The 26,354-nt window shown below is 44.9% G+C and carries 27 protein-coding genes; 18 read left to right on the top strand and 9 right to left on the bottom strand.

Annotated features, from left to right (window positions below; all coding sequences use genetic code 11):
* Nucleotides 1-12: 12 nt before the first annotated feature.
* From QVA83_RS16840 to QVA83_RS16830, 3 genes are read right to left on the bottom strand one after another with little or no spacing between them, the layout of a single operon-like run.
* Nucleotides 13-984, bottom strand: a complete 972-nt coding sequence (locus QVA83_RS16840; RefSeq protein WP_287498724.1) for a hypothetical protein — start codon at nucleotides 982-984, stop codon at nucleotides 13-15.
* On the bottom strand, nucleotides 971-1,609 hold the full coding sequence (locus tag QVA83_RS16835) for a potassium:proton antiporter (RefSeq protein WP_287498723.1): 639 nt from the start codon (nucleotides 1,607-1,609) through the stop codon (nucleotides 971-973). Before QVA83_RS16835 ends, QVA83_RS16840 begins: the two co-directional genes overlap by 14 nt.
* Nucleotides 1,603-2,157 carry a prepilin-type N-terminal cleavage/methylation domain-containing protein gene (locus tag QVA83_RS16830; protein WP_287498722.1) on the bottom strand — a complete coding sequence of 185 codons (555 nt, stop codon included), beginning with the start codon at nucleotides 2,155-2,157 and terminating at the stop codon, nucleotides 1,603-1,605. The genes QVA83_RS16835 and QVA83_RS16830 overlap by 7 nt, the downstream gene beginning before the upstream one ends.
* 78 nt (nucleotides 2,158-2,235) lie before the next feature.
* Between QVA83_RS16830 and QVA83_RS16825 the strand changes: the two genes are divergently transcribed.
* A complete protein-coding gene (locus QVA83_RS16825; protein ID WP_014977002.1) occupies nucleotides 2,236-2,628 on the top strand; it encodes a type IV pilin protein in 393 nt (130 codons plus the stop codon).
* A 38-nt stretch (nucleotides 2,629-2,666) separates the two neighbouring features.
* On the opposite strand, the gene QVA83_RS16820 is transcribed toward QVA83_RS16825, so the two are convergent.
* Nucleotides 2,667-3,212 (bottom strand): GspH/FimT family pseudopilin, encoded by a 546-nt coding sequence (locus tag QVA83_RS16820; RefSeq protein ID WP_287498721.1) that lies wholly within the window; start codon nucleotides 3,210-3,212, stop codon nucleotides 2,667-2,669.
* A gap of 413 nt (nucleotides 3,213-3,625) precedes the next feature.
* On the opposite strand from QVA83_RS16820, the gene nadE reads away from it, so the two are divergent.
* Together nadE and QVA83_RS16810 are read left to right on the top strand one after the other, a co-directional pair.
* Nucleotides 3,626-4,462 (top strand): NAD(+) synthase, encoded by an 837-nt coding sequence (gene nadE, locus QVA83_RS16815; RefSeq protein WP_014950116.1) that lies wholly within the window; start codon nucleotides 3,626-3,628, stop codon nucleotides 4,460-4,462.
* 2 nt (nucleotides 4,463-4,464) lie between these two features.
* Entirely contained in the window at nucleotides 4,465-4,803 is a 339-nt protein-coding gene (locus tag QVA83_RS16810; protein ID WP_014950115.1) for a P-II family nitrogen regulator, read from the top strand.
* Nucleotides 4,804-4,887: 84 nt separating this feature from the next.
* Here the strand turns inward: QVA83_RS16810 and QVA83_RS16805 are convergent, their stop codons facing one another.
* Together QVA83_RS16805 and ygfZ are read right to left on the bottom strand one after the other, a co-directional pair.
* A complete protein-coding gene (locus QVA83_RS16805; RefSeq protein WP_014950114.1) occupies nucleotides 4,888-5,373 on the bottom strand; it encodes an FKBP-type peptidyl-prolyl cis-trans isomerase in 486 nt (161 codons plus the stop codon).
* Nucleotides 5,374-5,432: 59 nt separating this feature from the next.
* Nucleotides 5,433-6,479 (bottom strand): CAF17-like 4Fe-4S cluster assembly/insertion protein YgfZ, encoded by a 1,047-nt coding sequence (ygfZ, locus tag QVA83_RS16800; RefSeq protein WP_039228299.1) that lies wholly within the window; start codon nucleotides 6,477-6,479, stop codon nucleotides 5,433-5,435.
* Nucleotides 6,480-6,666: 187 nt separating this feature from the next.
* Between ygfZ and QVA83_RS16795 the strand changes: the two genes are divergently transcribed.
* From QVA83_RS16795 to QVA83_RS16785, 3 genes are all read left to right on the top strand, one after another.
* A complete protein-coding gene (locus tag QVA83_RS16795; protein WP_014950112.1) occupies nucleotides 6,667-6,918 on the top strand; it encodes an FAD assembly factor SdhE in 252 nt (83 codons plus the stop codon).
* Nucleotides 6,919-7,039: 121 nt separating this feature from the next.
* Nucleotides 7,040-7,435 carry a hypothetical protein gene (locus tag QVA83_RS16790; protein WP_287498720.1) on the top strand — a complete coding sequence of 132 codons (396 nt, stop codon included), beginning with the start codon at nucleotides 7,040-7,042 and terminating at the stop codon, nucleotides 7,433-7,435.
* A gap of 13 nt (nucleotides 7,436-7,448) precedes the next feature.
* Complete coding sequence (locus QVA83_RS16785; protein ID WP_287498719.1) at nucleotides 7,449-8,321, top strand: MaoC family dehydratase; 873 nt, start codon at nucleotides 7,449-7,451, stop codon at nucleotides 8,319-8,321.
* Between the two features lie 312 nt (nucleotides 8,322-8,633).
* Here QVA83_RS16785 and nadB read toward each other — a convergent pair whose 3' ends face one another.
* Nucleotides 8,634-10,319: an L-aspartate oxidase gene (nadB, locus tag QVA83_RS16780; RefSeq protein ID WP_287498718.1), complete on the bottom strand. Its 1,686-nt coding sequence runs from the start codon at nucleotides 10,317-10,319 to the stop codon at nucleotides 8,634-8,636.
* Nucleotides 10,320-10,516: 197 nt separating this feature from the next.
* Here nadB and rpoE point away from each other — a divergent pair, with 197 nt between their 5' ends.
* From rpoE to QVA83_RS16730, 10 genes are all read left to right on the top strand, one after another.
* Nucleotides 10,517-11,095 carry an RNA polymerase sigma factor RpoE gene (gene rpoE, locus QVA83_RS16775; protein WP_012518957.1) on the top strand — a complete coding sequence of 193 codons (579 nt, stop codon included), beginning with the start codon at nucleotides 10,517-10,519 and terminating at the stop codon, nucleotides 11,093-11,095.
* Between the two features lie 99 nt (nucleotides 11,096-11,194).
* Complete coding sequence (locus tag QVA83_RS16770; protein ID WP_014976995.1) at nucleotides 11,195-11,776, top strand: sigma-E factor negative regulatory protein; 582 nt, start codon at nucleotides 11,195-11,197, stop codon at nucleotides 11,774-11,776.
* A gap of 124 nt (nucleotides 11,777-11,900) precedes the next feature.
* A complete protein-coding gene (locus QVA83_RS16765; protein WP_287498717.1) occupies nucleotides 11,901-13,085 on the top strand; it encodes a MucB/RseB C-terminal domain-containing protein in 1,185 nt (394 codons plus the stop codon).
* Between the two features lie 18 nt (nucleotides 13,086-13,103).
* A complete protein-coding gene (locus QVA83_RS16760) occupies nucleotides 13,104-13,565 on the top strand; it encodes a SoxR reducing system RseC family protein (RefSeq protein WP_039228286.1) in 462 nt (153 codons plus the stop codon).
* Between the two features lie 323 nt (nucleotides 13,566-13,888).
* Complete coding sequence (lepA, locus tag QVA83_RS16755; protein ID WP_014950105.1) at nucleotides 13,889-15,685, top strand: translation elongation factor 4; 1,797 nt, start codon at nucleotides 13,889-13,891, stop codon at nucleotides 15,683-15,685.
* On the top strand, nucleotides 15,685-16,587 hold the full coding sequence (lepB, locus tag QVA83_RS16750) for a signal peptidase I (RefSeq protein ID WP_014950104.1): 903 nt from the start codon (nucleotides 15,685-15,687) through the stop codon (nucleotides 16,585-16,587). Before lepA ends, lepB begins: the two co-directional genes overlap by 1 nt.
* Nucleotides 16,587-17,273: a ribonuclease III gene (gene rnc / locus QVA83_RS16745; protein ID WP_014950103.1), complete on the top strand. Its 687-nt coding sequence runs from the start codon at nucleotides 16,587-16,589 to the stop codon at nucleotides 17,271-17,273. The genes lepB and rnc overlap by 1 nt, the downstream gene beginning before the upstream one ends.
* Before the next feature lie 19 nt (nucleotides 17,274-17,292).
* The gene (gene era, locus QVA83_RS16740) at nucleotides 17,293-18,204 is read left to right on the top strand and encodes a GTPase Era (RefSeq protein WP_014950102.1); all 912 of its coding nucleotides are present in this window, start codon (nucleotides 17,293-17,295) and stop codon (nucleotides 18,202-18,204) included.
* A gap of 226 nt (nucleotides 18,205-18,430) precedes the next feature.
* Nucleotides 18,431-19,069 (top strand): pyridoxamine 5'-phosphate oxidase, encoded by a 639-nt coding sequence (pdxH, locus tag QVA83_RS16735; RefSeq protein WP_014976992.1) that lies wholly within the window; start codon nucleotides 18,431-18,433, stop codon nucleotides 19,067-19,069.
* A 115-nt stretch (nucleotides 19,070-19,184) separates the two neighbouring features.
* Nucleotides 19,185-20,006: a TatD family hydrolase gene (locus tag QVA83_RS16730; protein ID WP_014976991.1), complete on the top strand. Its 822-nt coding sequence runs from the start codon at nucleotides 19,185-19,187 to the stop codon at nucleotides 20,004-20,006.
* A gap of 17 nt (nucleotides 20,007-20,023) precedes the next feature.
* Here the strand turns inward: QVA83_RS16730 and QVA83_RS16725 are convergent, their stop codons facing one another.
* Nucleotides 20,024-20,740 carry a hypothetical protein gene (locus tag QVA83_RS16725; protein ID WP_014976990.1) on the bottom strand — a complete coding sequence of 239 codons (717 nt, stop codon included), beginning with the start codon at nucleotides 20,738-20,740 and terminating at the stop codon, nucleotides 20,024-20,026.
* Nucleotides 20,741-20,858: 118 nt separating this feature from the next.
* Here QVA83_RS16725 and serB point away from each other — a divergent pair, with 118 nt between their 5' ends.
* The gene (gene serB, locus QVA83_RS16720; RefSeq protein WP_069944781.1) at nucleotides 20,859-21,842 is read left to right on the top strand and encodes a phosphoserine phosphatase SerB; all 984 of its coding nucleotides are present in this window, start codon (nucleotides 20,859-20,861) and stop codon (nucleotides 21,840-21,842) included.
* Nucleotides 21,843-22,013: 171 nt separating this feature from the next.
* On the opposite strand, the gene QVA83_RS16715 is transcribed toward serB, so the two are convergent.
* The gene (locus tag QVA83_RS16715) at nucleotides 22,014-24,539 is read right to left on the bottom strand and encodes a PilZ domain-containing protein (protein ID WP_014976988.1); all 2,526 of its coding nucleotides are present in this window, start codon (nucleotides 24,537-24,539) and stop codon (nucleotides 22,014-22,016) included.
* Between the two features lie 190 nt (nucleotides 24,540-24,729).
* On the opposite strand from QVA83_RS16715, the gene radA reads away from it, so the two are divergent.
* Entirely contained in the window at nucleotides 24,730-26,097 is a 1,368-nt protein-coding gene (radA, locus tag QVA83_RS16710; RefSeq protein ID WP_014950096.1) for a DNA repair protein RadA, read from the top strand.
* Nucleotides 26,098-26,354 lie beyond the last annotated feature (257 nt).

Here is a 26,354-nt window from a genome sequence, read left to right as displayed (position 1 = left end):
CTAATATTCAGCTCAATCGTTTGTTGAGTTATTCCTATACCATGAACCCGGGATAGGGATAATTTTAGCGAGTGTAGTGTGCGATTGAAGGTTTTTTAGCACCGCGGTGGACGGTGTTAATGGCCCATCAAGATTCGTGTTCAAGGGGTGGTTGGAAACGTAAGCGCCTTTTATAGATGCCTCAGGCGAAACATGCAAAGTGTGCGTATATGGCGTGGTGGAAAGCATAACTATCAAACCATGGAATTGCGTATCAGCGTGAAGTGAAAGGTCGCCATCCACTATCAGTAGCATTAAAGGCTGGTTTTCGTCTGAGTGTGCTATATCTTCGTTATCCAATTGGCAATCTCCCTCTATCCAGAAAATACTGGCAGGCGGAAGGTTCACACAATCCTGTTTAGCAACGCTTTGAGGAAAATACGTCGCACTCAGGTGCTCTATGCTTCGATTAAACAGCCATTCGGTAAGCTGATTGTCCCATGATAATTGTTGAGTTGAAGTAGGTAGCCTTAACAATGACGGATAGCGCAGAAATTTAGCTGTAAAAATCGTATTACTTTCGTCTTGGGAAACCCGCACGTCAAAGTGTTGCAAAGACTGCTGTTCTTCACCAACTAAATCGGTCTGCTCAATAAGTATCGTTGCATTGGATGTGTCTATCCTATTCAACGTTTGCGAGACCGAATGACTTCGTAACAACGTGGCGATTTCTTTGACTTGCTGCATGTGTGTAACATGCGCCTTCTCGGTATCCCGCTTTGTCTTTTCAATCGTATAAAAATGTTGAACCTGCTGTGATGTACTTATAGCTGAGAAGGTAATAGCGCTTAATAATATGGCCACAATTCCCAACACGGCGATGCCTTGCTGAAAACGAAGCGGTGCAGTATGGCGTGTAGGTACAACCCCTCCATGGCTTGTTCTAAACTCAGTTTTTCTGTTGCCTCTTTGAGGGCACTGCATTTCGGAATTAGTAGTAGGCATTGACAGCCTCAACTATGAACGTTCTGGCGCTTTTGACGGTAGGATCAACTTTACTGTGCAACTCTATTTCAATTTCATAGGCACTTCCCCAGCTACTGCTGTGCCTTCGGTTAACCGTGAATTTGGTGGCAACGGTAGTTTGCGTATCGGTTAAGTCGTACCAACCGCTTTGTATACAGGAATGTCCCGCTACTCGGTACTCGATGGCATTGTCGTGCAATCGGTATCCAAAAAACTCCCCCTGAGCCTGCGATACCACGCCGTCCCTGTTCTTATCATAAGAAAAGGTAACACAGCTATTTTCAGGTTCATTTGCGCGGTGGCCAGTGGTTACTTCGAATACCGTATTTTCGATTGTGGTCGCACCGAAAGGTGATAGGGGGTTAGAGGAGTAAACAAAACCTGCTTTGCTTAGGTGTTGTGTAATTGTACTTTGTAGAGCACGTATGTCGTCTTCTACGCTGGTAGCGTGTTGAATTGATGAGTGTGCAATGTGCGACCGCGCCGCTTGAGTTGCTACGGCTGAAATCACTATACTTGCCAAGCCACAGGCCACTAGCAGTTCGGTGAGACTATATCCACAATACGGCTTGATTGCGCCACGACGCATCACATGTTTTAGCATGGCGCTATTCCAGAAATAGACGGAACGCTACATAGCTTTATTCGCCCCAATGTATTAATAACTAACTTTGCCCTGAAACGCTGGCTTGAAAGCGTTAGCGTCGTATTACTTGCAAAATTAAGGGTACCGTTTTTATTAAACGCAACAATCTTGTCCTCATTATTGGTTGTGCTCAATTCTGTATTCCACCGCGAAGGCAGTGACAAGAAACTCGACTCAGTCAAGGCACAGCTTTGGCGGGTGGCGCAAGAGCACGAGTCTACTTCGCTCACGAGTACACAGCTATTGTGTTCAATTTGCGCAATCAGGAACATGTTCTTTTTGTTTATTAGTGCTTTCATTCTCGCCTGTTTTGCGAGTGAGGCTATTCCGGTGGCAGCATGTTTAAAGGCATTTCGCTCATTCCATGCATCAAATGAAGGAATAGCAATTAACGATAGGAGACTGATTACTGCCAGTACAACTAGCATTTCTAAAAGCGTAAACCCATTCAATCTCCGTTGTGGAATGCTTAGCTTGTTGTTGGATGTGTAAGCGTGAAAAGCCATGCGTAAGTCCAGTTACTCTGCTTAGTTCATATTGGTAATCTCAATGTACCGAAATTCAATTAGAGAGATAGCTGTACCATGGAAGGGAATTATAAGGCGTACATTCAACATCATCTGACTGAAGGGTTTTCGCTTGTAGAAATACTGGTTGCAACGGCTATAGCAGGCATATTGTGCGTTGCGACTACGTCGGCAATTACCGCTAGCAAACAACTAAGTCAGCTCAACAAGGTCAAAGCGTACCTTCTGTCTGCCCAAGCAATTCAGTCGCGAAGTTGGCTACTTACAGGCGAGTACGTAACGCACGATGCGTTGCCACCCTCTGGAATAGCCAGCGTACGCATCTCACAAACCATCAGCGACACTGGAATGTATGAAATTAGTGCTACACTGACATCTAGAGCATCTACGGACAGCTGTAGAGTAATAAAAATACGTGAAGACGCACTGACGCCCACAGAATGTTGGTAAGAAAATGCTCGAAACTTAACGATACGAAAAGTGAACGGTTAGCTACAGCTTAACTCATTACCTTCTAAGTCTTCTTTTTTGCCGTTGTCATCACTGTCTACGGCAACAGATATTCTTCCGTAAAGCGATAATAAAAGTGCTGATGCATAGTTTGTATCGTTGTTATTGGGACATAAGGTGATGGTTGCGGCGCGGTCTATTCCGCCTTGCTCGTCGAAGATAAGGCTGCCGGTTATACCGGAGATGGTATTGGCATTACTAAGTGGATCGCTTGCTACAATTAAGACCTCATTGTTATCCCGGCCGCCGTTTCCATTTGCATCTATAAACACCATTTTTGCATTGCGCCAACTCGACGTGCAGGCTGTATAGTTTTGCGTAGGGCACAGCACTACGTTGGTTTGTTCGTCTACCGCAGAAAAGCGAGCGCGTTGAACCACTGCACTTAAATTGTTTAAGTCAGAGGTAATTCTATTTTTGATTACGATATTTTGAATGCCAGGCGCAACTGTGGTGAGAATAATGGCAAGAATAGCGACGGCAACAAGCATTTCTAGAAGGGTTAGTCCTTGCTGTCTCGACATTATGGATAGTCGTGCTGTAAGCCTAGTGTTTGTCATAAACGGTATTCGATTCCACGCGTTGCTATAAAGAGAAACAGGCGGGTTTGCTTTTGCGCCGCCTTTCTCCAATGTAATGTTGTAGCGCCATAATTTTACGCTACTTACTCATATTTTAGGGTAAACTAATTTGAGTTGGCAAAGGTATGTTTTACCGCGCAACCGCATATTTGGCCATACGCCTTACGTTTAATGGCTTGTCGTTCTGCTGTGCTTGAATCTCAACTTAATAATAAATAAATTGCTGACCTTAAGTGCTGCACAACTGCAATACCAGAAGAGTAAATCCAAATAGATGCGCGGATACCACTAACATCTGCGGTCAGATTGTCGTAGAATCAAGTTCCAGGACGCCCCAAAAATACGTGGATATAATGATGCAAAAACAAGCAGTTATTGATGAAATGAAAGTGCTGCCTGAAATTGACGTAGAGTACGAAGTCGCACGTCGAGTCTCGTTCATAAAAAAGCAGTTACTTACTTCTGGTTTAAATTCGCTGGTACTGGGTATTAGTGGCGGCATTGATTCATGCACATTGGGTCGGTTAGCTCAATTAGCAGTAAATGAATTAAACGATGAGCACCACGAAAAATACCAATTTATCGCGGTTCGTTTACCTTATGATACCCAAGCCGATGAAGACGATGCACAGAAATCTATCGACTTTATCCAGCCCTCTCATTCTCTTGCAGTGAATGTAAAACCTGGCGCAGATGCTATTCATGCGTCTACTTCACAAGCGCTTGCCAGTGCTAACCTTCTTCCCGACAATGAAGCGAAACAAGACTTTGTGAAAGGAAATGTTAAAGCACGTACCCGTATGGTTATCCAGTATGAAATTGCTGGGATGGTTGATGGCCTCGTTTTGGGTACCGATCATTCGGCTGAAAATATTACAGGGTTTTATACCAAGTATGGTGATGGTGCATGTGACCTTGCGCCGTTGTTTGGTCTCAGTAAGCGCCAAGTACGTGCAGTGGCAGCCCATTTGGGTGCACCACATAACGTCATCACTAAAGCGCCAACTGCTGACTTGGAAAGCCTGTCTCCGCAAAAAGCCGATGAGCAAGCATTGGGCATGTCTTACGACCAAATTGATGACTTTTTGGAAGGAAAGCCAGTTTCTGCGGAAGTGGAAGAGAAATTGCTCTATATTTATGAGCGTACACAGCATAAACGTGTGCCAATTCCAACAATTTACGATGAGTTGTAGTCATGAAAAAAATTGAAGCTATCATTAAACCGTTCAAAATGGACGATGTTAGGGAAGCGCTAGCTGAAGTCGGTATCGCAGGGATGACAGTGTCAGAAGTGAAAGGGTTTGGTCGTCAAAAAGGCCATACTGAACTTTATCGCGGTGCTGAGTACCAAGTTGACTTCCTACCCAAGATCAAAATTGAGCTTGTATTGGACGATGACCGCGTTGAGCAAGCGGTTGAAGCTATTCAAACGTCAGCTAAGACAGGCAAAATTGGCGACGGGAAAATCTTCGTTTACAACGTTGAGACCGCCGTACGAATTCGTACCGGTGAACAAAACGAAGACGCGATTTAATTAAATGGTGTTTATTAAAAAAAGGAGCCAATGGCTCCTTTTTTAATATATTGAGTATTTATTAAAGCTTAATAGCAACGTGACTTAGTGGTCGTGACCACAACCGCCTTCACTGTGTACATGACCGTGCTCAAGCTCTTCTTTCGTTGCTTCTCGTACGTCAACAACAGTTACGTCAAAAGTTAGCGGAATACCGGCAAGAGGGTGGTTACCGTCAACAACAACCTCTTCGTCAGTTGTTTCAATGATAATGACCGATTGCTCACCTTGTGGCGTCGTTGCGCGAAAAGACATACCCACTTCAACATCCATACCGTCAAACATTGAGCGTGGTACAGTTTGTACAAGTTCGTCAGCACGTTCACCGTAAGCTTTTTCAGGGTTTACTGAAACGTTGAAGCTATCTTCCTTCGATTTACCAATAAGTGCATCTTCTAGTCCTTCAATTAAGAAGCGACGGCCTAGTAGTACTACTAGTGGCGATTTCCCTTCTGAAGAGTCTAGCGTTGTGCCGTCTTCGGTAGATACGGTGTAGTGTAGCGTTACAACGCTGTCAGAAGTAATTGTCATAACAAATCCTATCTTGGCCCTTTAATAAAGGGCAATAAATGTAATGCAGTAAAAACTGCTTATCGACGTTTTTTCACAATATTGCTAGCTTTCTGCTCAATACTGTACGGCAAAGTATTAGGGTAACAGGTAATGGCGTTATTATCAGCCAATCTGTGTAAATCTTCGCTGGTGGTGTCGTTGTTGAGCACTGCAATAAACCAGGTTTCATTATCAAGCGACGCAACATTGAGTATTTTGCCCGCTATACGCCAATTTTCGCCCAACTGCTTTTCTAATGCATCGCCAGGTTTAATATCTACGTTACCTTCAAGCTTAAAGCTGTAGGCGGCGCGTTTGTTTTTACCCAGAAAGCGGGTTCGCGCAACCACCTCTTGCCCCATATAGCAGCCTTTATCAAAGTCGATACCGTTGAGCGCCTGCACATTAATCATCTGGGGCACGTATTCCGCCACTGCGTCGCCTTGCACTAAAGCATGTACGCTTTGAATTTGTATAGCGTCAAACACGGTTTGGGGATAGCAAGAAAGGGTTTGCGCCTCTATCAACGAATTTATTTGCTTTGCGCCATTATCATCTAAAAGAACAATAATTCCTTTGCAGCTAGTATTGGCAAAATAGGCGACGCCGTGTTCGCTCTCGACCTTTTCAAGAGAACCATTGTCAGGAGTATCGCTCTCAAGAAGGCGTTCCACTTCGTTTTCGGAGAAAAGCTGGCTTAACGCTGCCTTTACTTCGTTAGTTTTCACTGCATCAAGCGAAATAAAATAAGCGCTGTATGTTTGTGTGTCGTCGAGAATATCAACCTTAGAGAACACACCATACTTATTAAGCTGTGCTAATGAATGACTACCCGCATCTTCATTGGTAACCAACAATAATTTGTTTTGGTGGCGAGTTACGTACCCGGTAGACCACGTTTTGCCTTTATTATCACAATGGGCGAAATGCCTGGCAGTATTCTCGGTTAGCTTATTAATGTTGACCGTAATTTGCCCTTGCAGGTAACTGTCGGCCTGTTCTCCTTCCAAAGAAATTATCATGGCATTTGAAAGCTTGACCACAAATTCACTTGGAAGACTTTGTAATGATGCGATAGATGTCATATTCACCACTGTAAAATTCGCTGTATGTACTCAAGGTATGGTAAAACCACCAATATTCAAGGGCAATACATGGGAATGTGCGCAGATTAAGTTCTATTTAGTTTGCCTATCTGACCAAAAGAGCAGTGATCCCCACGCCTAGGGCATGGTATTATTGTTAGCGAATAAAAAACGGTATGAAAGACATATGTTTGAACCAAAAAGATTAGCGCGATTAAAGTGGGCGTGTCGCAGAGGCATGCTAGAATTAGACGTACTTTTACTTCCTTTCGTGGAAGAAGCCTTCGATTCTTTAAGTTATGAAGATCAAGAAACATTTGAACGTTTACTTACCAGTGATGACCCTGATTTGTTTGCATGGATCATGGGACACCAGAAGTGCGAAGACCCTGAACTAGCCGCCATGGTGGCGACTATCGTCAACCGTGTCAAAGTATAGAATTTGCATTACGCACAATAGGTTTAGAAGGTTATTTGGGGAAGTATGCGTTGCTGTTTGTCTTTTCGCAGCATTGTGCAGCCTTCCTCAATACTTGTGGTCTTGGCTGAGCTTCTCAAAATTGATAGCGCTTGTTGCTGTTGCAACCACGTTAGTTATTTTCTGGCGTCTTTATGACGCGTTTAGTAACAAAATTTCTGCTACTCAATACGCTCTCTCTTTGACCAGCGATGGTATTATCCGGGTTGTTGACGACAGCACGCTCCCACTGGATTTGCAAAGCATGCCAAAAGGTAGCTTGTTAGTTGATGCTCAGGTCGACGGCACACCAATGAACATTCATCATTCTTCCCAGCTCTTTACTTGGGGGCTGTGTATCAATGTGCTGCGCCAAAAACGCAGATGGTTTGAAAAAGATCATAGCCATCTCGCTTGGATCTTAAAAGGTGAGTGCTGCGAAGCAGACTATCGCCGATTGGCTAGAGCTATTATCTTGGCCCGAAAAGCAACGCCTTAAAGGAATTAAAAAGATGTTTCGTGAGTATACCAAAGCGTTATTTAAACGCGTTGACACCAGGCAGCTTATGCAGTTTAAACCGCCTACGTTGCCTCAGCGCATCTATACCAAAACGCTCAATGTCGACAATGTGCACTACGCTTCTTTTTGTCAGGAAGTTGACTGGCCGGCAAATGAGCATGCCCATCCACTTTATTTACAAATGCTTTCCTTACCTTTGCAAATGCAGTGCTTGCTGGACAAACAAAGCCCATTTCCATTGCTTGGCCTTATCCACGCTGCTAACAAAGTATCGGTTATAGACCATTGCGATTTAAGCGAACCCTTTGAATGTCGCGTGCGCTTTCACGATGTGAGACCGCATAACCGAGGTTGGGAAGTGGATGTGATGTTAGAAGCGCTGCAGGCAGGGAACCTGGTTTACAGGGCGATAAGTAGTTACTTAGTGAAGGTGAAAGCCGTTCATGTAGCTCCACTTGGTGCTAAAAATGACTTACATGACGATTGTGAATTAGATAATAGGGCGCTCATCGGCGAAATTAGTGCTTCGGCTAATACAGGTCGCCGCTATGCAAAGCTTTCTGGCGACTATAACCCAATCCACTTGTCTGCAATATCTGCCAAAGCATTTGGGTTTAAACAGCCTATAGCGCACGGCATGTGGACATTGTCACGCGCTGTGTCGGCGTTTGTAAGTCATCAAGACTTCAGACAATCTATAAGCGTAAAAGAAGTAAACTGCCGCTTTAGAAAACCCGTGTTTTTGCCCTGTGACATTCATATTCAACAACACTGTAAAACAGATAATAGTGTGCTAATAGACGTTACCGATAGTAATGACAGCCTTGTGCACTTATCGGCTAGTTTAGTGTTTAATCAGGCCTGAATTAACGTTTAATCAGGTGTAGATCTGTAAAAGATAAGCGGGAGATAACCTAAGGTTAATACCAATCTGCATAGATCATTGCTCACTCAGAAGGAGCTGGCAAGTTTCCTAGCAAAGCGTGTGAATTTGAAAGGGAACAGACTGGTATAATACTGTGGACGGTGAAAAGAGAGCATGCTGCGATGCTCTCTTTTTGTTTGACGTGTTTTATTGAGCGCTAAATGATGCTGTGTGAATGTATTGTCCAGTTATTAAAGAAGGCGCATTAACATTAGCGCCTTCTTTAGACTCATACAGATCTTACTTTATGCACTAGTCGGCATCGGCGAAGCTGTCTTGAGTAATTAGCGAGCCAACGTCGGCGCCTGACAGCTGTTTTCTGGGAATAAGTATTGTAGGAACGGGGTTGTCTAACTGTTCAGGGTAGTCCAAATTAAAGTGTAACCCTCTGCTTTCCTTTCGCTCCATCGCACATCGCACAATGAGTTCTGCAACCGTAACAAGGTTTCGAAGCTCTAGCAGGTTATTACTTACCCTGAAGTGAGAGTAATACTCAGTAATCTCTTGCTCTAATAGCTTAATGCGGCGCATGGCCCGTTCAAGGCGCTTATCAGTGCGTACAATACCTACGTAATCCCACATAAACAGCCTAAGTTCGTGCCAGTTATGTTGAATGATGACTTCTTCGTCAGAGTTAGACACTTGGCTCTCATCCCAAGGCGCAATAGACTCTTCACAGTCTGCACTGGGAATATTTTTAATAATATCTTCCGCTGCAGCGCTGGCAAAAACCACACACTCAAGTAAAGAGTTAGATGCCATGCGGTTGGCGCCATGCAGACCTGTGTAGGCCACTTCACCGATTGCGTATACATTATTCAAGTCGGTTTTGGCATTAAAGTCGGTCATCACTCCGCCGCAGCTGTAGTGCGCAGCAGGCACGACTGGGATAGGTTCACGGGTTATATCGATACCAAGCGAGCGGCACTTTCGATAAATATTAGGGAAGTGCTTAACGATAAAGTCAGCAGGCTTATGACTGATATCCAAGTACATGCAGTCAGCGCCCAATCGCTTCATTTCATAGTCGATTGCGCGAGCGACTACGTCGCGCGGCGCAAGATCGCCACGCTCATCAAATTTGTGCATAAAGCGGGTACCGTCGGCGTGGCAGAGGTTTGCGCCTTCGCCGCGCAGCGCTTCTGTAATCAAGAAGTTACGTGCCTGTGGGTGGAATAAGCAAGTCGGATGAAATTGATTGAATTCCATATTGGCCACGCGACAACCCGCTCGCCATGCCATGGCAATGCCGTCACCGCTCGACACATCGGGGTTCGATGTATACTGGTATACCTTACTACCACCGCCAGTCGCTAGCGCAACGAAAGGGGCGCGAATTACTTCAACGTGCTCTTGTTGTCTATTCCAAACATAAGCACCCACCACGCTGTTCTTTTCTTCCTTTGAAGGAATGAGATCAATGGCGTTATAGCGCTCAAATATGTGAATGTTTGGATGGGTCGATACCGCGTCGTTTAATGTAATTTGAAGCGCTTCGCCTGTGGCATCTGCAGCGTGAAGAATTCGCCGGTGGCTGTGTCCGCCCTCACGGGTAAGGTGAAAGCGCTCCTCACCAGATTCACTTTTTTCTGTATCAAACGGTACCCCGTAACTGATAAGCCACTCAAGTGACGCCTTTGCTCGTTCTGCAGTAAATCTTACGGCTGGCTCTTCGCAAAGCCCAGCACCTGCAGCAAGCGTGTCTTTTACGTGTGCGTCTATGGAGTCTTGTTCATCGAATACTGCGGCAATACCACCTTGTGCATAGCGGGTAGAGCCTTCATTGCGGTCACTTTTACTAAGTACAATAACCTGACAATGGTCGGCAAGCTTAAGCGCTAAGCTCAATCCTGCCGCGCCACTCCCAATAATCAATACGTCACAACGGTGTTCTATTGCATTTGATGTGGAAGTTAGTGAAGACGATACAGATTTCATGTATTTTTATATCAATTCAAACGAGCAAAGGTTCGGCAAGTCTAAAGGATGAGTAGCAAAACACAATCATTCTTGCCCCCTGGCCTAAGCATTTTTTAAAATATTTAATGCTTTTACAGAACTTTTGTAAAAAGAACGCGTCTATACACATGCTTGTTAGAGCTATTGTGTAGTTGAAGTAGGGAGTAATGGCTCGAATGAGCGAGCAGATAACCGACCAACAACTGGTCGAAAAAGTACAGCGTGGCGATAAAAATGCGTTCAACTTGTTGGTAACTCGTTACCAACATAAAGTGATGCATCTCGTTTCTCGCTATGTGAAAAATACCGGTGACGTTGCTGATGTAACGCAAGAAGCGTTTATCAAAGCATACCGTGCCTTACCTAATTTTCGTGGCGACAGTGCATTTTATACTTGGCTTTATCGGATTGCGGTAAACAGTGCCAAGAACTATCTTGTATCTCAAGGTCGCAAGCCGCCTGCAAGCGATGTCGATGCTGACGAAGCAGATTTCTATGAGGGTAGTGATGCACTAAAAGAGCAATCTACACCCGAGCGAAGCCTGTTATCTGAGGAAATTGAAGAAACCCTGTTTAAGGTAGTTGAGAAGCTGCCGGACGATTTACGTATGGCGATAACGCTGCGTGAAATTGAAGGGTTGAGCTATGAAGAAATCGCGAACGTAATGTCGTGTCCTGTGGGTACGGTGAGATCCCGTATTTTTAGGGCTCGCGAGGCGATTGATAAAGTTATTCAACCGTTGTTAGAAAATTAAAAAGAAATAAAATCAAAAAAAGATGAACTTTCTTTTTTCCACGATGACTAACAGCTGTGTTAGGGTAGTTAACGATCACTTTGATCTGGAAATGAATATATGACGCAACAGCAAGAAAAATTGTCCGCATTCATGGATGGTGAGATAGAAGGCAATGACATCATCGATGCGATTAAGCAAGATGAAGCGCTTCAGGCCAAATGGCAACGTTACCATGTGTATCGCGGTGCAATGCGAAAAGAAGCAAGTGTTGCTCCACAGTTGGACATCACCGCAAGCGTAGCAGCTGCGCTTGAAAACGAGCCAGCTATAGTCGCACCTAAACGCTCGCGCTGGCAGTCGATACCATTGATTGGCAATGTTGTTCCTTTTGCGAAGCAGTCAGGCCAGTTTGCAGTAGCCGCGTCGGTGGCAGTGGCAGTTATCTTTGGTGTTCAATACACTAATCAAGAAGCGCCTACCGAGCCATTTATGACAGCGCCAACGATTGCTCCTCAAGGTGGATTGTCTCCAGTGAGTTTGGAACAAACCAGAACGTTGCCACGTAACGACATGAATGAAATGCTTGAGAAAAAGCGCAAAATTAATGCATTGATTGCTGATCATGAGCAGCAAATAAAGCTTAAGCAAGCGCAAGAGGACGAAGGTGAAAGCGAAACAAGTGGACCAGAGCGCCCATAAGTTATCGCAGCCAGTCAACATTAGTTGGAATGTGCTTTCGCAAGTAAATTGCGACTGACATACGTTTCATATTTTAATCATACCAGCATATACTGCTGGTATGTTTGTTTTAAGGCGGGAAAAAATGCGCTGTAGTTCTATCCTTGCACTTTTTTTCATTTCGGGCGCGGCTATCCAGCCTTTGGCAGCCCAAACTACTTCGCCTAGCGAAGAGGCAAAAGCTCCTATTGCTCCAGTCCAAAACGTGAATGATGGCGACGTTGAATTAGACGCTAACTCAGAATCAAACACGAGGGCTGTTCGACTAGATGAAGCCGATCAAGAAGAAGCAGTGCGAGAAGACGTGATTCAAGAGCAACTTGAACAAAGTCGAAGCGAGCAAAATGCATCTGCTTCTCGCACACGAGAGCCTCAATCGGCCAACCAGTGGTTAGCTGAACTTCAAAACATTATAACCAATGCCAATTTCCAAGTGTCTTTTGTGCAAACTATTGCAGGAAAGGAAACCGTTCCATATTTATGGCGCCACGGGATTATGGAAGATGGCTCTGAATTAGAGCAGTTAAATCTTCAAAATGGACCAGGCCGCGAGCTTATTCGTGTGAACGATGTGGTGAGTGTATTTGAGCCAGATGTACAACCCTATAGCTTGCGTTCAAAGCATATCAACGGTCCAATACCAAGTGTATTATTGTATCATCCTGAACAGCTTGCCGAAGCCTATGAGTTCGTCGCTGTGGGAAGAGCGCGGGTGGCAGGACGTTCAGCGCAACAAATTCGAATAGTCAGCCGAGATAACACGCGATTTGGTTATCAACTGTGGCTGGATGAGTCGTCTGGTATGTTGCTCAAACTGAACATGCTTGATTTGCAAGGGGCGCTATTAGAGCAGATTCAGGTCACGGCCTTTGCGATATCGCCAGAGCCTGCTGATTATTTCTCACGAATTAATTCTGCGTCGTTACCCGCGCCCATGGCGCTGAGCAACACGCCAAATCGTGCACACAAATGGGATGTCACCTATTTGCCGGCTGGCATGCGAGAAATTAAGCAAGATACAAGACGATTGGCCTTAACAGGGCAAATTGTAGAATATAAACTCTTTTCAGATGGATTGGTTGACGTATCTGTGTATGTTCAGCCTGCGGAAGATGCGTTAGGTGAAACGCTGGCGCTGCGCAATGAAGTGAGTACGTTCTTAACGTTAACAGACGGCAAAGCCCAGGTGACAGTGGTGGGAGAAATACCTTTGCAAACCGCTAACGCTATTGCTACGTCTTTACGCCCCGTCAGCAGTGTAAGTGAATAACCGCTTAATTGAGTAACAATGATAAGAGAAACCGCCACCGTAGTTGCCGTTAATGGTGATACGGTCACCGTAGAAGCAGCGATTAAATCCACCTGTAACGCATGCCAAGCACAAAGTGATTGTGGTACCGGCGTTATTTCTCGTGCGCTTGCACCGAAAACGCAGCAGTTGACGCTGCGTACTCCCATGCCTGTGCGGGTTGGCCAAGAAGTGACTGTAGGCATACCGGAAGCAGGTATTTTAAGTGCATCGGCTTGGTTGTATTTGCTACCGCTTATAGCGTTTATCGGGGCATATTCGGTGTCTATATCATTACTTAGTAGTAACGGATTTACTCACGAGTTATGGGCCATGCTGCCAAGTGGGTTAGTAACCTTCTTTACCTATAAGTTAATTGCTTACAAGTTGCGTCGTGTAGAACGTACGAAATATCAACCTGTCCTATTGGGTCAACAAGAGCACAGTGCAGTAGAACATTGATTTTTTGAAGGGCTTTACGCTGCTCAATGGTTTAATACAGGACTGCTCCATACGAGGCCGTTTTATACGAGGCCAATTTATACGAGATAATAGTGTTAACTCACGCTCATCAATGTAGCCAAGTTTTGAGATAGGCCGAGGAAGTCACGTCAGGTTGCCACTTCCATTCGTTATGTTTCTTGAAAGTAATAAATTTTCCACCACACCAATTCGCTTTTCGCGCAAGAAATGGGTAAAATCCGCACGCGCTGCGTATAACCCTTTAAGCAAGGCAAGCAGCATTTTTTGTTTAATGAATTTTTCTGCAGGTAATTTCCAGCATTATGCAACAATCGCACATTCGTAACTTCAGTATTATCGCCCACATTGACCACGGTAAGTCTACGCTGTCAGACCGTCTAATCCAGCATTGTGGAGGGCTAACAGACCGTGAAATGGCTGAACAGGTTCTCGACTCAATGGACCTGGAAAAAGAGCGCGGTATTACTATCAAAGCGCAAAGCGTAACGCTGAACTACGAAGCGCGCGACGGTGAAACTTATCAGCTTAACTTCATCGACACTCCAGGGCACGTTGACTTTACCTATGAAGTATCTCGTTCTCTTGCTGCCTGTGAAGGTGCGCTTTTGGTTGTTGATGCAGGTCAGGGCGTAGAAGCACAGACATTGGCAAACTGCTATACCGCCATCGAGATGGATATGGAAGTGGTGCCTGTACTCAATAAAATCGACCTGCCTCAGGCTGAACCAGACCGCGTTGCAGAAGAAATTGAAGATATTGTTGGTATCGATGCGCTGGACGCTGTGCGCTGCTCAGCAAAAACCGGTATCGGTATTGAAGATGTACTTGAAGTCATTGTAAATAAAATTCCGCCGCCAGAAGGTGACCGCGAAGCGCCACTTAAGGCGCTGATCATCGATTCTTGGTTCGACAACTACCAAGGCGTTGTTTCACTGGTTCGTATTGTCGAAGGCCAGCTGACCAAGAAAGACAAAATTCAAATTATGTCAAACGGTCAAACGCATCAGGTTGACAAAATTGGTGTATTTACGCCTAAGCCACTCGATACGGGCACATTAAGAGCCGGCGAAGTAGGCTTTATCATCGCAGGAATTAAAGATATCCAAGGCGCGCCTGTGGGTGACACCATTACCTTGGCTCGCGAGCCAGCTGATGCAATGCTGCCGGGCTTTAAAAAGGTTAAACCTCAGGTTTATGCCGGTATTTTCCCAATAAGCTCTGATGATTATGAAGACTTCCGTGATGCCTTGGCGAAACTAAGCCTGAACGACGCTTCACTGTTCTATGAGCCAGAAAGCTCTGCAGCGCTAGGTTTTGGATTCCGTATTGGTTTCCTTGGCATGCTGCACATGGAAATCATTCAAGAGCGTTTAGAGCGTGAATATGACTTGGGTCTTATCACTACTGCGCCTACCGTAATATACGAAGTAGAAACGACCAAGGGCGAAACCCTTACCGTAGATAGCCCAGCTAAGCTACCTCCGGTAAATGATATCGCTGAAATTCGTGAGCCTATGGTTGAAGCCAATATTCTTGTGCCACAAGAGTACTTGGGCAACGTAATTACACTTTGCGTTGAAAAGCGCGGTATGCAAACCAACATGACATACCACGGTAAGCAAGTGGCAGTAACTTATGAGCTGCCAATGGCAGAAGTGGTGCTCGATTTCTTCGACCGCTTGAAATCTACGAGCCGTGGTTTTGCATCGCTTGATTACAACTTTAAGCGTTTCCAGACATCAGACATGGTGCGTGTTGATATTCTTATTAACGGTGAACGTGTAGACGCGTTAGCGGTAATTACGCACAGAGAAAACTCTCAAGGCCGTGGTCGTGAGCTGGTCGAAAAGCTTCGCGAGCTTATTCCACGACAAATGTTCGATATCGCTATTCAGGCGGCTATCGGTAACCATATTGTTGCAAGAAGTACAGTTAAACAGCTACGTAAAAACGTAATCGCGAAGTGTTACGGCGGTGACGTAAGCCGTAAGAAGAAACTACTTCAAAAGCAGAAAGAAGGTAAAAAGCGAATGAAGCAAGTGGGTAATGTTGAATTGCCACAAGATGCGTTCCTTGCAGTATTGAAGGTGGGCAAATAATGGCGAATTACTTCTCCTTGATTTTGGTGGCACTCACCTTAATAACAGGATTAATCTGGCTAGTGGATAGCCTAGTGTTTGCACCAAAGCGAAAAGCACGTTTACAGGCTGCGGCAACCGCAGAAGGAGCGGGCTATGGAGAAGATCCTCAACTGCCGTACCTTGTTGATACTTCGCAACAGATTTTTCCTGTTATTGCTTTCGTATTGGTATTGCGTTCGTTTTTATATGAACCATTTCAAATTCCTTCAGGCTCAATGATGCCCACCCTGTTAGTGGGTGACTTCATTTTGGTTGAAAAGTTTGCCTATGGCGTGAAAGACCCAGTTTTCAGAAGTAAGCTTATTGAAACTGGCGTTCCAGAGCGTGGCGATGTGGTGGTTTTCAAGTACCCTGAAGAGCCTTCAATTGACTACATTAAGCGCGTGATCGGTTTACCGGGCGATACTGTGGTTTATCAAAATAAACAGGTTTATATCAAACCGAAGTGTGAGACTGGCAACAACTGTCCTAAATTGAAAGCCGTACCGCTGACGTTCCAAGAGCGTGGTGAGTTCGTACAGGACATGGCCCAGCTTATGCGTTACACCGAAGATTTAGGCACAGTAGAGCATGACATTTTGCGCCACCCAGTACGCGAGATTTCGCCGGTTAATTTTTATACCCAGCCTGGCACACGCAGCAATGAGTGGATTGTGCCAGAAGGTCAGTATTTCGTGCTAGGCGATAACCGTGACAACAGCCGCGACAGCCGTTTCTGGGGTTTTGTGCCAGATGCAAACTTGGTTGGAAAAGCGGTGGCGATCTGGATTTCATTTGAATTTGAGCGCAGTCCGTCAGACTTCCTTCCAACGTGGGTACCAACAGGTGTTCGATTTGAGCGAGCAGGTGGCATTCATTAATGCAGGGAATTGATAAATATCGTCGTCTGTACAAGGCGATAGGCTACACATTTACCAATGAAGCTTTATTGGAACAAGCGCTTACTCATCGCAGTGCGGCTAAACAGCACAACGAGCGACTAGAATTTCTGGGTGACGCTATTTTAGGCATGATTGTTGGGGAAACGCTGTTTAAGCGATTCCCAACTGTGCCAGAAGGCAAACTCACACGAATGCGCTCTACTTTGGTTAAAGGAGACACACTGGCAGAACTTGCAAAGGAAGCCAGTGTGGGTGAACTACTTAACTTAGGGCCAGGAGAGCTCAAAAGCGGTGGTCATCGCAGAAGTTCGATTTTAGCCGATGCAGTTGAAGCTATTTTAGGGGCTATTTACCTCGATTCCGGTATGGACGAGGTACGAGGCGTTATAGACCGTTTATGGGAAACCCGCATTAACAAACTAGACCCTAATGCCCACCCTAAAGACAGCAAAACTCGTCTTCAGGAGTTTTTACAAGGTCGTAAACAAGCGCTACCAACCTATGAAGTGCTGTCTATTTCAGGGAAAGATCATGCTCAGACTTTTGAAGTTAGCTGTCAGGTAGAAAGTCTACCAGAAGCGGTAGTGGCGTCTGGCAATAGCCGCCGAAAAGCAGAACAAGAAGCTGCTCGTTTAACATTGGAGAAGCTTGATGACAACGCATGATGAATCGAATTTGCCAGAAATGCCTGATATTCAAACTCGCTGTGGCCTAGTTGCCATAGTAGGTCGCCCTAATGTAGGTAAATCGACCTTGCTCAATCGCTTGCTAGGTCAAAAAGTAAGCATTACGTCGCGTAAGCCGCAAACCACGCGCCACCGCATTCTTGGTATAGATACCGACGGTGATTATCAAGCGATTTACGTTGATACCCCAGGGCTTCACCAAGACGAAAAGCGCGCGATCAATCGCTACATGAACCGCGCGGCATCAAGCTCTTTGGCTGAAGTTGGCCTTGTGCTTTTCGTTGTTGAAGGCGATCGATTCAACGCCGAAGATGAAATGGTATTAAGTAAGGTTAAACAAGCAAACCTTCCTTGCTATCTCATCGTAAACAAGATGGATAAGGTTGAAGATAAAGAAAACTTTATGGTTCACCTTAAAAAGCTTGGCGAAAAGCACCCGTTTGAGCACATGATCCCTATCAGTGCTAAACAGGGCCGAATGGTTGACGAAATTAGAGAGTTAGTGGCCAAGTCGCTACCTAAAAGTGAGTTTTTCTTCCCAGAAGATTACATTACTGACCGCTCAAGCCGCTTTATGGCTGCTGAAATCATTCGCGAAAAGCTTATGCGCTTTACCGGCGATGAATTGCCTTACTCTACTACTGTGGAAATTGAGCAATTCAAAATGGCAGACAACGGTGTTTATCGTATCAGCGGGCTGATTTTGGTAGAGCGTGAAACCCAAAAACGCATGATCATCGGCAAAGGCGGAAAGCATTTGAAAACCATTGGTGAGCAAGCGCGTAAAGATATGGAAAACTTGTTCGACAACAAAGTATTTCTAGAACTTTGGGTGAAAGTGAAACAAGGCTGGGCAGACGATGAACGTGCTCTGCGCTCTCTAGGTTACGGTGACGACAGTAACTTCTAGTTCACGCTAATATTATCTTTATAACGCTAGTTAGCTGTAACAGGCGTTATATTAGCACGTTATATTAGCAAAGATAGTGAGTCAGCATTTTCGCCAAGTGGTGTAGCTGATGGCTTGTGGGCAACTACCTCAGTTAGATGCGCTCATGCGAGCATTTACACGGTGGTTTATTTACTCGGTTTCAACATCACTAGCAGGCACAACAACTTCTTTTTAGGAGCGGTATATGGCAATTTCAGATATGCGCAGGCAGTACTCAAAGGGCAGTTTGAGTGAGTCAGATATTACTTCAAGTCCATTTATCATGTTCGATAAATGGTTAAAAGACGCCATAGACGCCAAAATTCCTGATCCTACTGCAATGACGGTTGCCACCGTCGATGCCAGCGGCCAACCCTCTCAGCGTATCGTTTTGTTAAAAGATGTCAGTGAAAAGGGCTTTGTGTTTTTCACTAACTTAGGCAGCCGTAAGGCACAAGAGTTAGCGGTAAACCCTAAAGTGTCGTGCCACTTTCCCTGGTTTTTTATGGAGCGTCAGGTTCGCGTATGTGGCAGCGTTGAAAAGCTTTCTGTTTCTGAGAATGCTGCTTATTTCTTTTCGCGACCGAAAGACAGTCAGCTAGCAGCGTACGCGTCAAAACAAAGCAAACCTATTGGCAGCAGGGAGCTTCTACTGACCCAGTTTAAGCAGTTAAAAGATAAGTTTGCTAACAAAGAGCTTCCCGTGCCGGACTTTTGGGGCGGTTTCAGGATCGTGCCTCATCAAATTGAGTTTTGGCAAGGTGGAGAAGATAGGCTACATGACCGCTTTGAATACAACAAAACTGAAGATGGCGCGTGGGTAACACAGCGCCTTATGCCGTAGGGAATACGTTCACCTTTCGTTCCCGCTAAAGTACTTCACTAGAATGTGAGCCCGTTTAACTATTGAGCTTGTAGATAGCGTGCGGCGAGATAAGTAACAAGGAGGCATCTAAACCGTGATTGATAGTCATTGCCATCTCGACTTACTTGCACAAAAGAAAGATATTAGAGTTGCATTAGAAAGCGCCAAAGCCGCAGGGCTTACCCGCATCATGGCGCCTAGCATTACCCCCGAATCTTGGCAGGCGTTACAAGCGCTCAATGAACGCTTTGAAAGCCTTTTATCTATTGATACTGCGCTTGGACTCCATCCTTATTTTTTAACTGGCAGTGAGCTTGAAAAGCCAGAGCAAACACTCAAGAAGAGTCTTCGTCAACTTGAGGACGCTACGGCTAACTTGCACCCTTCGGTAAAAGCCGTGGGGGAAACAGGTATCGATGGGCATATAAGCGTGCCATTAGCGCTTCAAAAGGAAGCGCTACATAACCATTTGAAACTTGCCGATAAAGTATCGTTACCCGTAATTTTACATCACAGAAAAAGTCATCATCTGCTAGTTGAAGCATTGAAGCAAGCCAAATACCAGGGTATAGGCGTTGTACATGCTTTTTCAGGAAGTATTGAAGCGGCCAAAGGGTATATTGAAAGAGGGTTTTACCTAGGTATAGGCGGTACGATTACCTATGAGCGTGCTCAAAAAACACGAAACACCCTTGGGTTTTTGTTAGAACACCATTTTGATAAATTGCTTTTAGAAACGGATGCCCCTGATATGCCCATGTGCGGTAGACAAGGAGAAGCAAACGAACCTCGTTATTTATCAGATGTCGTTGATGTTATAAGCGACCGCTATGGCATGTCACATAAAGAAATAGTGTCCACCACCACAGCGAACTACACTCGACTATTTAATATTGATGCTGGAAGTGAAGCATAGACTTCCAAATTAGCTATCTAGCGCTTCTCTTTATTTCTTTTTGATTCGATTACCTGAATAAACCATGGGCGAGATTTATAAAAGGCCCGGGTTAGGTAAATACCTAGCATGAGCGCTAAAAAGACGAGAATGCACGCAATAAGAGCAAGCTGGTAACGCAATGTCAGTGGACTCTCGAGGACAGCCTGCGTGTTCATGTGAATATTCACATAACCTAGTAAATTTTCATTATCGTCAGTGATAACGCCAACATAGGTTAGCGGCGTTACACTTTGCGACTGACTCATCGACACCACACTGGCAATTTGAGGCAAAGGAGCAATATACCTCCCGTCCTTATCAAACACAGACAAGGCAAGAATGTGTGGCTCGTCGACCAAAATAGAGGCGACACTTTCAATAAACTCCCGTTGAGTGAGAGTATCAGATAGCGCGGAATCTACATTGTTCTCAGTTTCCTGATTCGAAAGTGCGTCAGCGATAAAGGCAGGTTGTAGCAGTTTTGCATACTGCCTTGCTATGCTCTCACCAGAGAAGCGAGTTTGAACGGTAAGCCAGTCGTTTTGGTATTGTTGGAATAACAGAAGCAATACCACTATCAAAGCAAACACCGCACTCACTACTATTGTGTGGAACAATCGCTTTAGAACTGTGTACAACGAATGCGAGTCATTCTTTGTTTGTGAAGCTGCTTTGCTTAGCCCGTCTACCAATTCGCTTTTCCATAAAGTCACGAGGGTTGCCTAACAGTAGGATAATTCGAAATAATTTAAAAGGAGATATTTTATTAGTTAGCCTAATTGGTTAGCATTAGAGCACCATTTGCCAATCACCGCAGTTTCTGTGTGCGTTATGAAAGACACTCTTCTTAATAATATCGATAATGACGATATCCATTTAGCTTCTTTTTTGTCTCATGTAGTTAGCAATAGTCACAACGACAGTGCGTATTCACATACGTTAACCGTTATTGGTCAAGCTGTAACACCTTATCTACTGCACAGCGTTTTAATTAAACTCAACGATGTGTTTACTCCTTCTAGCGCTGCTTTCCATCATTTACACAAGCAAATGGGGGATGATGTAATAGAAATTAGAGGTGCTTTGCAAAACACTGAACTTGAGCAGATTAAGCCACTGCTGGGCGACGTATCCAAGGCATATAATGTTGATGTTGGTTTGCAGGGCTCTCGCCCCTCATTGTCTGAGCCAGGACTACTGGTCATGGACATGGATAGCACTGTCATCGCGATTGAATGTATCGATGAAATAGCTAAATTGGCGGGTGTTGGCGAGCAGGTGTCAGAAGTTACCGCTAAGGCAATGCGTGGAGAAATTGCGTTTAATGATAGCTTAACGCATAGGGTGGCGTGCTTGGAAGGCGTGCCAGTTAGTCACCTTAATCAAATTCGTGACAGCATACCTATCATGCCCGGCATTCAAGCCTTGCTCACTCACTTGAAACAGTACAATTGGAAATTAGCGATCGCCTCAGGTGGGTTCACCTTTTTCGCTGACCATCTAAAAGCAAGGCTTGGACTCGATTTTGCCATTTCTAACACGCTTGCGGTGAAAAACGAGCAGCTGACTGGAAAAGTAGAGGGTGAAATTGTCAATGCAGACGTTAAGGCGCGAACCGTAAACGCCCTTGCTGAGAAGTGGCAAATTCCAGCCAACCAAACCGTTGCTATGGGGGATGGGGCTAACGATTTGGTCATGATGGCTGAATCAGCGCTTGGCGTGGCGTGTCACGGTAAGCCACTGGTTAATGAAAAGGCGGATGTGGCAATCCGCATTGGCAGTTTACATAGCCTTCTGTATTTTCTAGAAAAGTAGTTAACGAGAGTCTGTAATACAAGTGCTAGTTTTGGGGCAATAAAACTAGCGCTTCACACTTTATCGATTACCTTTCACCAGCCACAAGTTTCCAAAATCTTGTGATTAAAATCCTCCCGTGATGGGTTTTAACCTACGGGCTCATTTAAATTGATAGGCTTTGCGATTTCACTACGCGTTGCGCGCAATGGCCTTAGGTTGAACCGCACTTTTTAACGTTTTATTTGCCGTGATGTCTTCCACTGTAAAGCCGTATCTTATAAGTACTTCATCTGTGACATCGACTAGATGAGAGCACGCTGCAATACTCCACATTTTCTTCTCTAGCTCACGGGCCCGGTGCATGGCGTACATGGTGACGTAATTGATTTCCGTTTGCAGCATGGTCATGTCTGGCTTGCCGGTTGTGGTTAGCATGACATGAATAGCTACGAACTGGCCGCGAACCATAGCTTCTCTAATAAACGCTCGGCGCTGCTCGTTATTTTCGAATTTATCGGAATAGCGAGGAATGATCGCCATTCGCGGCTCTTTTTGTGATGCATCGAATGAGATAAATAATTCCTGTCGCAACGGCATGTTTTCAAGCTTAACGGCCTTAATGCCACTTTGTACAAAAGGTATATCTTGTTTTCTGTCTCTAAAGAGAAACTCTAAATTCACTTGCCCACGTTCGGCGTATTGCGTGGTTAGCGTGGTTATGCGTTCGTCCTGCTTTCCGACAATACAAGCCTGTGGAGTGTAGCGAACACCTTCCTTACTCATTAAGAAGGATAGGGAAGTAGCGTTTCGCGCATTAATACAACGTAGCGCCTGTCCCATTCCTGGTACTTCTTCTTCGTCGTTCTCTACTTTAAGGCTGCCTTTGTTCTTTTTAATCAGTTCTTCAAAGAAGTTTCTAGCACTTTTGCCTTCGTCGCCCGGCATAGTTTTTAAATGAAGAATGTTCTTGTCGACGTTGTGATAAATGATTTCGTATTGCAAATGCATGACATCAAAGGAACTGGCAATTTCTTGCAGACGAGGGAAGGCGACTTCTACTTTGCCCTCTAAATTACCTTTATATTCTTTGCTCAACTCTATACGAAGTCCAAGTCCATGCACCGAAATATCTTCGCTGATCCCTTTGTGCACCAGTTCTTCATTATTGAAGCGAGCTTCAATTTGGGTTCTCAGCTGATAGCGACTTTCAATGCGTTGCTCTTCATATTTAAACCTGACAACCTGAACATTCGAAGGAGCGCGATTGCGCGGATGCCCAAAATTTCGCAGATGAGAGAGGTTTTCTCGATTAAACTTAAACTCGTTGTAGGTCTCTTGCCCTGTTACTGAGGTTACATCGGTTACGTGTGCCAAGAATCGCAGGTTTTTCAGCTTTGACATTAGTCGAGCTGATGGCGGAGTGTTTAGTTTTTTAACTTTATTACCTACAGAATCCGGAATGGAAAGCGGGATATGGGCCTGCTCAGAGTCAACCTCTGTTAAGGTTATTTTAAATACCCGCCAACTCGCTTTTTTAGAGCCAAACCCTAAAAATACTCGGGTTAGTACGTCTTTTTGCAAGAGTTCCTCGTAAGACGCTGAGTAAAAGTAGACCTTGTCGTTCTGCAAATGAGTAAAACTAAATACGAAAATCTCTCTTACTTCTTCTGACTTCTGCAATAAGCGCATAAGCCTTTCCTGTGTGAGTAAGAAGTTCAATCGACAGTTATCGTCTTCGTCTTGCCAATACTGTACGGTTTCGCGGTTCACTTCGTTAACCATAGCAAACCGGGGAACCAGCGTTTTATTAATGACGTCTATATACACCGGCAGCGTGGGGCTACGCGGCGAAAAGTACTGCTCACAAATTTTACTGGTAATCGCCTCAATCGTATTGCTCATATTAACTTTATATCGGCGTTTATTGCCGTGTATAAAGCTTTCTAAGAATTTGTCGAATGCGGGGCTTGGCTTTTCTTTATCTCGTTGCAAGGCAAGATAGTTAACATCGTTTTTAGTTATTATCTTTACGAGCTTATATGCAATGCCATTCTTTTTGTCCATGGCAAATTCATTCTCTAAGCCCCTAAAGAATATAAACAGCGTTTCTCCTTTTTTGAAAAACGCGTCTTTAGAGAGTTTTACCTGTAAGCCTTCAAGAGATATATCAACACTCAAACCGCGCATTGATTGATTGGCGCTATTAAATAATTCTACCGCCACAGCGAAGTTCATGCGTTCAGTGTTGCGCTGTCTGTAATCAAGCAGGTTTACGGTAGGAACTTTAAACTGCTCCAATACTGCTGAGCGCTTTTTGAGTTCAGGATTTTCTTTATCAGCGCGTTCTTGTGCGAGTTCTTTTTCGCGCATTAAGCGAAAGTTGTTTTCGGTGTTTTGTACCGCTTCGTAAACACCGTAAGTATATCGGCCAAATACCCTCAACTGCTCTTCAAACTTGTCAACAGCGACGTCATCCATGTAATGGCTACGTCCTTCGTGTACATATTTATTGCACTTTCCGTCAACATGACCACGCAAGTCTATGGTGCGCATACAGGGTTTGGCTAGGCGTTTCACTTCCATTTTGATGAGGAAGCGCTTTTCTTTCGGCACATCAGATGCAGTTTGAAGCAATACCTGGTTAAACTCAGGCTCATTAACCATGGGCTTTAGCTGTTCAATAATATCAGCATATTGCTTTAAATCTTGACTCATGAATGCGCAACTTTGTTGTTTAGTATCATTATTTTAGTTGTTATCGGCAAATCAGCAAAACTCATTAACCCGTAAAGTCGTTATACTTTTGTACCAGTTTTACTGGAGGAGAACTGACCTTAGGTTTGTGCTTATTTCACCGTTGTTAAGTGTTAGAATACTCTTTTTAAGCAATGGATAAAACTGGAATATGGCAAAACGTAAAACTGCTTATGTGTGTTCTGACTGCGGTGCAGAGTTCCCTCGCTGGCAAGGTCAATGTTCGGAGTGTAAAGCGTGGAATACGATAAGTGAGTTTGTGGTTGCAAGTGCCAAAAGTGTCGCACGCCAAACCACGTCAGGCTATGCAGGGCAAACCGCTGCCAAAATTGAGACATTAAATGCAATAGATCTCGAATCACTACCGCGATTCTCGTCAACATTTAAAGAGCTAGATAGAGTGTTAGGGGGCGGAATAGTCCCTGGGGCAGCTATGTTAATTGGTGGCTCGCCAGGTGCAGGCAAGAGTACGCTTCTGCTTCAAGTAATGTGTCAGATGGCAAAAAGTGAAACCGCGCTTTATGTCACAGGGGAAGAGTCGCTTCAGCAAGTCGCCATGCGAGCAAAGCGCTTAAATCTACCTGATGACAAGCTGATGATGTTAGCCGAAACAAACGTGGAAACCATCTGCGATTTAGCCCTTACGAAAAAGCCTAAAATTATGGTTATCGACTCTATTCAGGTGATGCACGTGTCAGACGTGCAGTCTGCGCCAGGCAGTGTGTCGCAAGTACGAGAAAGCGCGGCGTATTTAACGCGCTTTGCCAAGCAAAATCATATTGCTATGTTCATTGTTGGCCATGTAACAAAAGACGGTAACTTGGCGGGTCCGAAAGTTCTTGAGCACTGTATCGACAGCTCTATGATGCTGGAAGGAGAAAGTGATGGTCGCTACCGTACGCTTCGAAGTCATAAAAACCGCTTTGGTGCGGTAAATGAGCTCGGCGTGTTTGCCATGACAGAAAAAGGCCTTAAAGAAGTAAGCAACCCATCGGCCATATTCTTAAGTCGAGGTGACAATGAAACGCCAGGGTCTAGCGTTATGGTTATCTGGGAGGGCACCCGCCCGTTACTTGTAGAAATACAGGCGTTGGTAGACTATTCGCAGATGTCGAACCCAAGGCGAATCGCTGTAGGGTTGGATCAGAACCGTTTGTCTATGCTGCTCGCGGTTTTGCATCGCCATGGCAATGTGCAAATGAACGATCAAGACGTTTTTGTCAACGTGGTAGGTGGTGTAAGAGTATCAGAGACCAGTGCAGACTTAGCCTTATTATTGGCCATGATTTCAAGCTTTAGAAATCGCTCGCTGCCCAGAGATTTAATCGTATTCGGCGAAGTCGGGCTAGCCGGCGAGATTCGCCCGGTTCCTAACGGAACGGAACGCATTATCGAGGCAGCGAAACATGGTTTTAAGCGGGCGATCGTGCCAAAAGCCAATGCGCCTAAGCAAGCCATTAATGGTATGAAAGTGGTGCCGGTAGCGCGCTTATCTGAGGCGTTAGACGCGCTTGAGTAATGCGAAAGGCTCAACATTTAAGTAAAGTGTTGACGGTGCCTGTTAAATTGAAAGGCCTATTAAATGGGCCTTTCCTGCATTAAACGAGCGAAACGCGTTTTTTAGAGGTTAATGTGGCGCCTGATAAACCGCATTAACTAATGCATTCAGGTCTTTCTCTTCAATACTGGCGTCGTCGCTGTTTAACGTAATTAAACGACGAAGGGCGCTAATGCTGTCTACATCCATTCGCTCAACTTTACAGCCTAATGAAACCC

The sequence above is a fragment of the Alteromonas sp. AO-Serp genome (assembly GCF_017849675.1).
GTDB classification, from domain to species: domain Bacteria; phylum Pseudomonadota; class Gammaproteobacteria; order Enterobacterales; family Alteromonadaceae; genus Alteromonas; species Alteromonas macleodii.
Note: the sequence above shows the minus strand (reverse complement) of the source record. Positions and strands in the feature narration are given on the sequence as shown.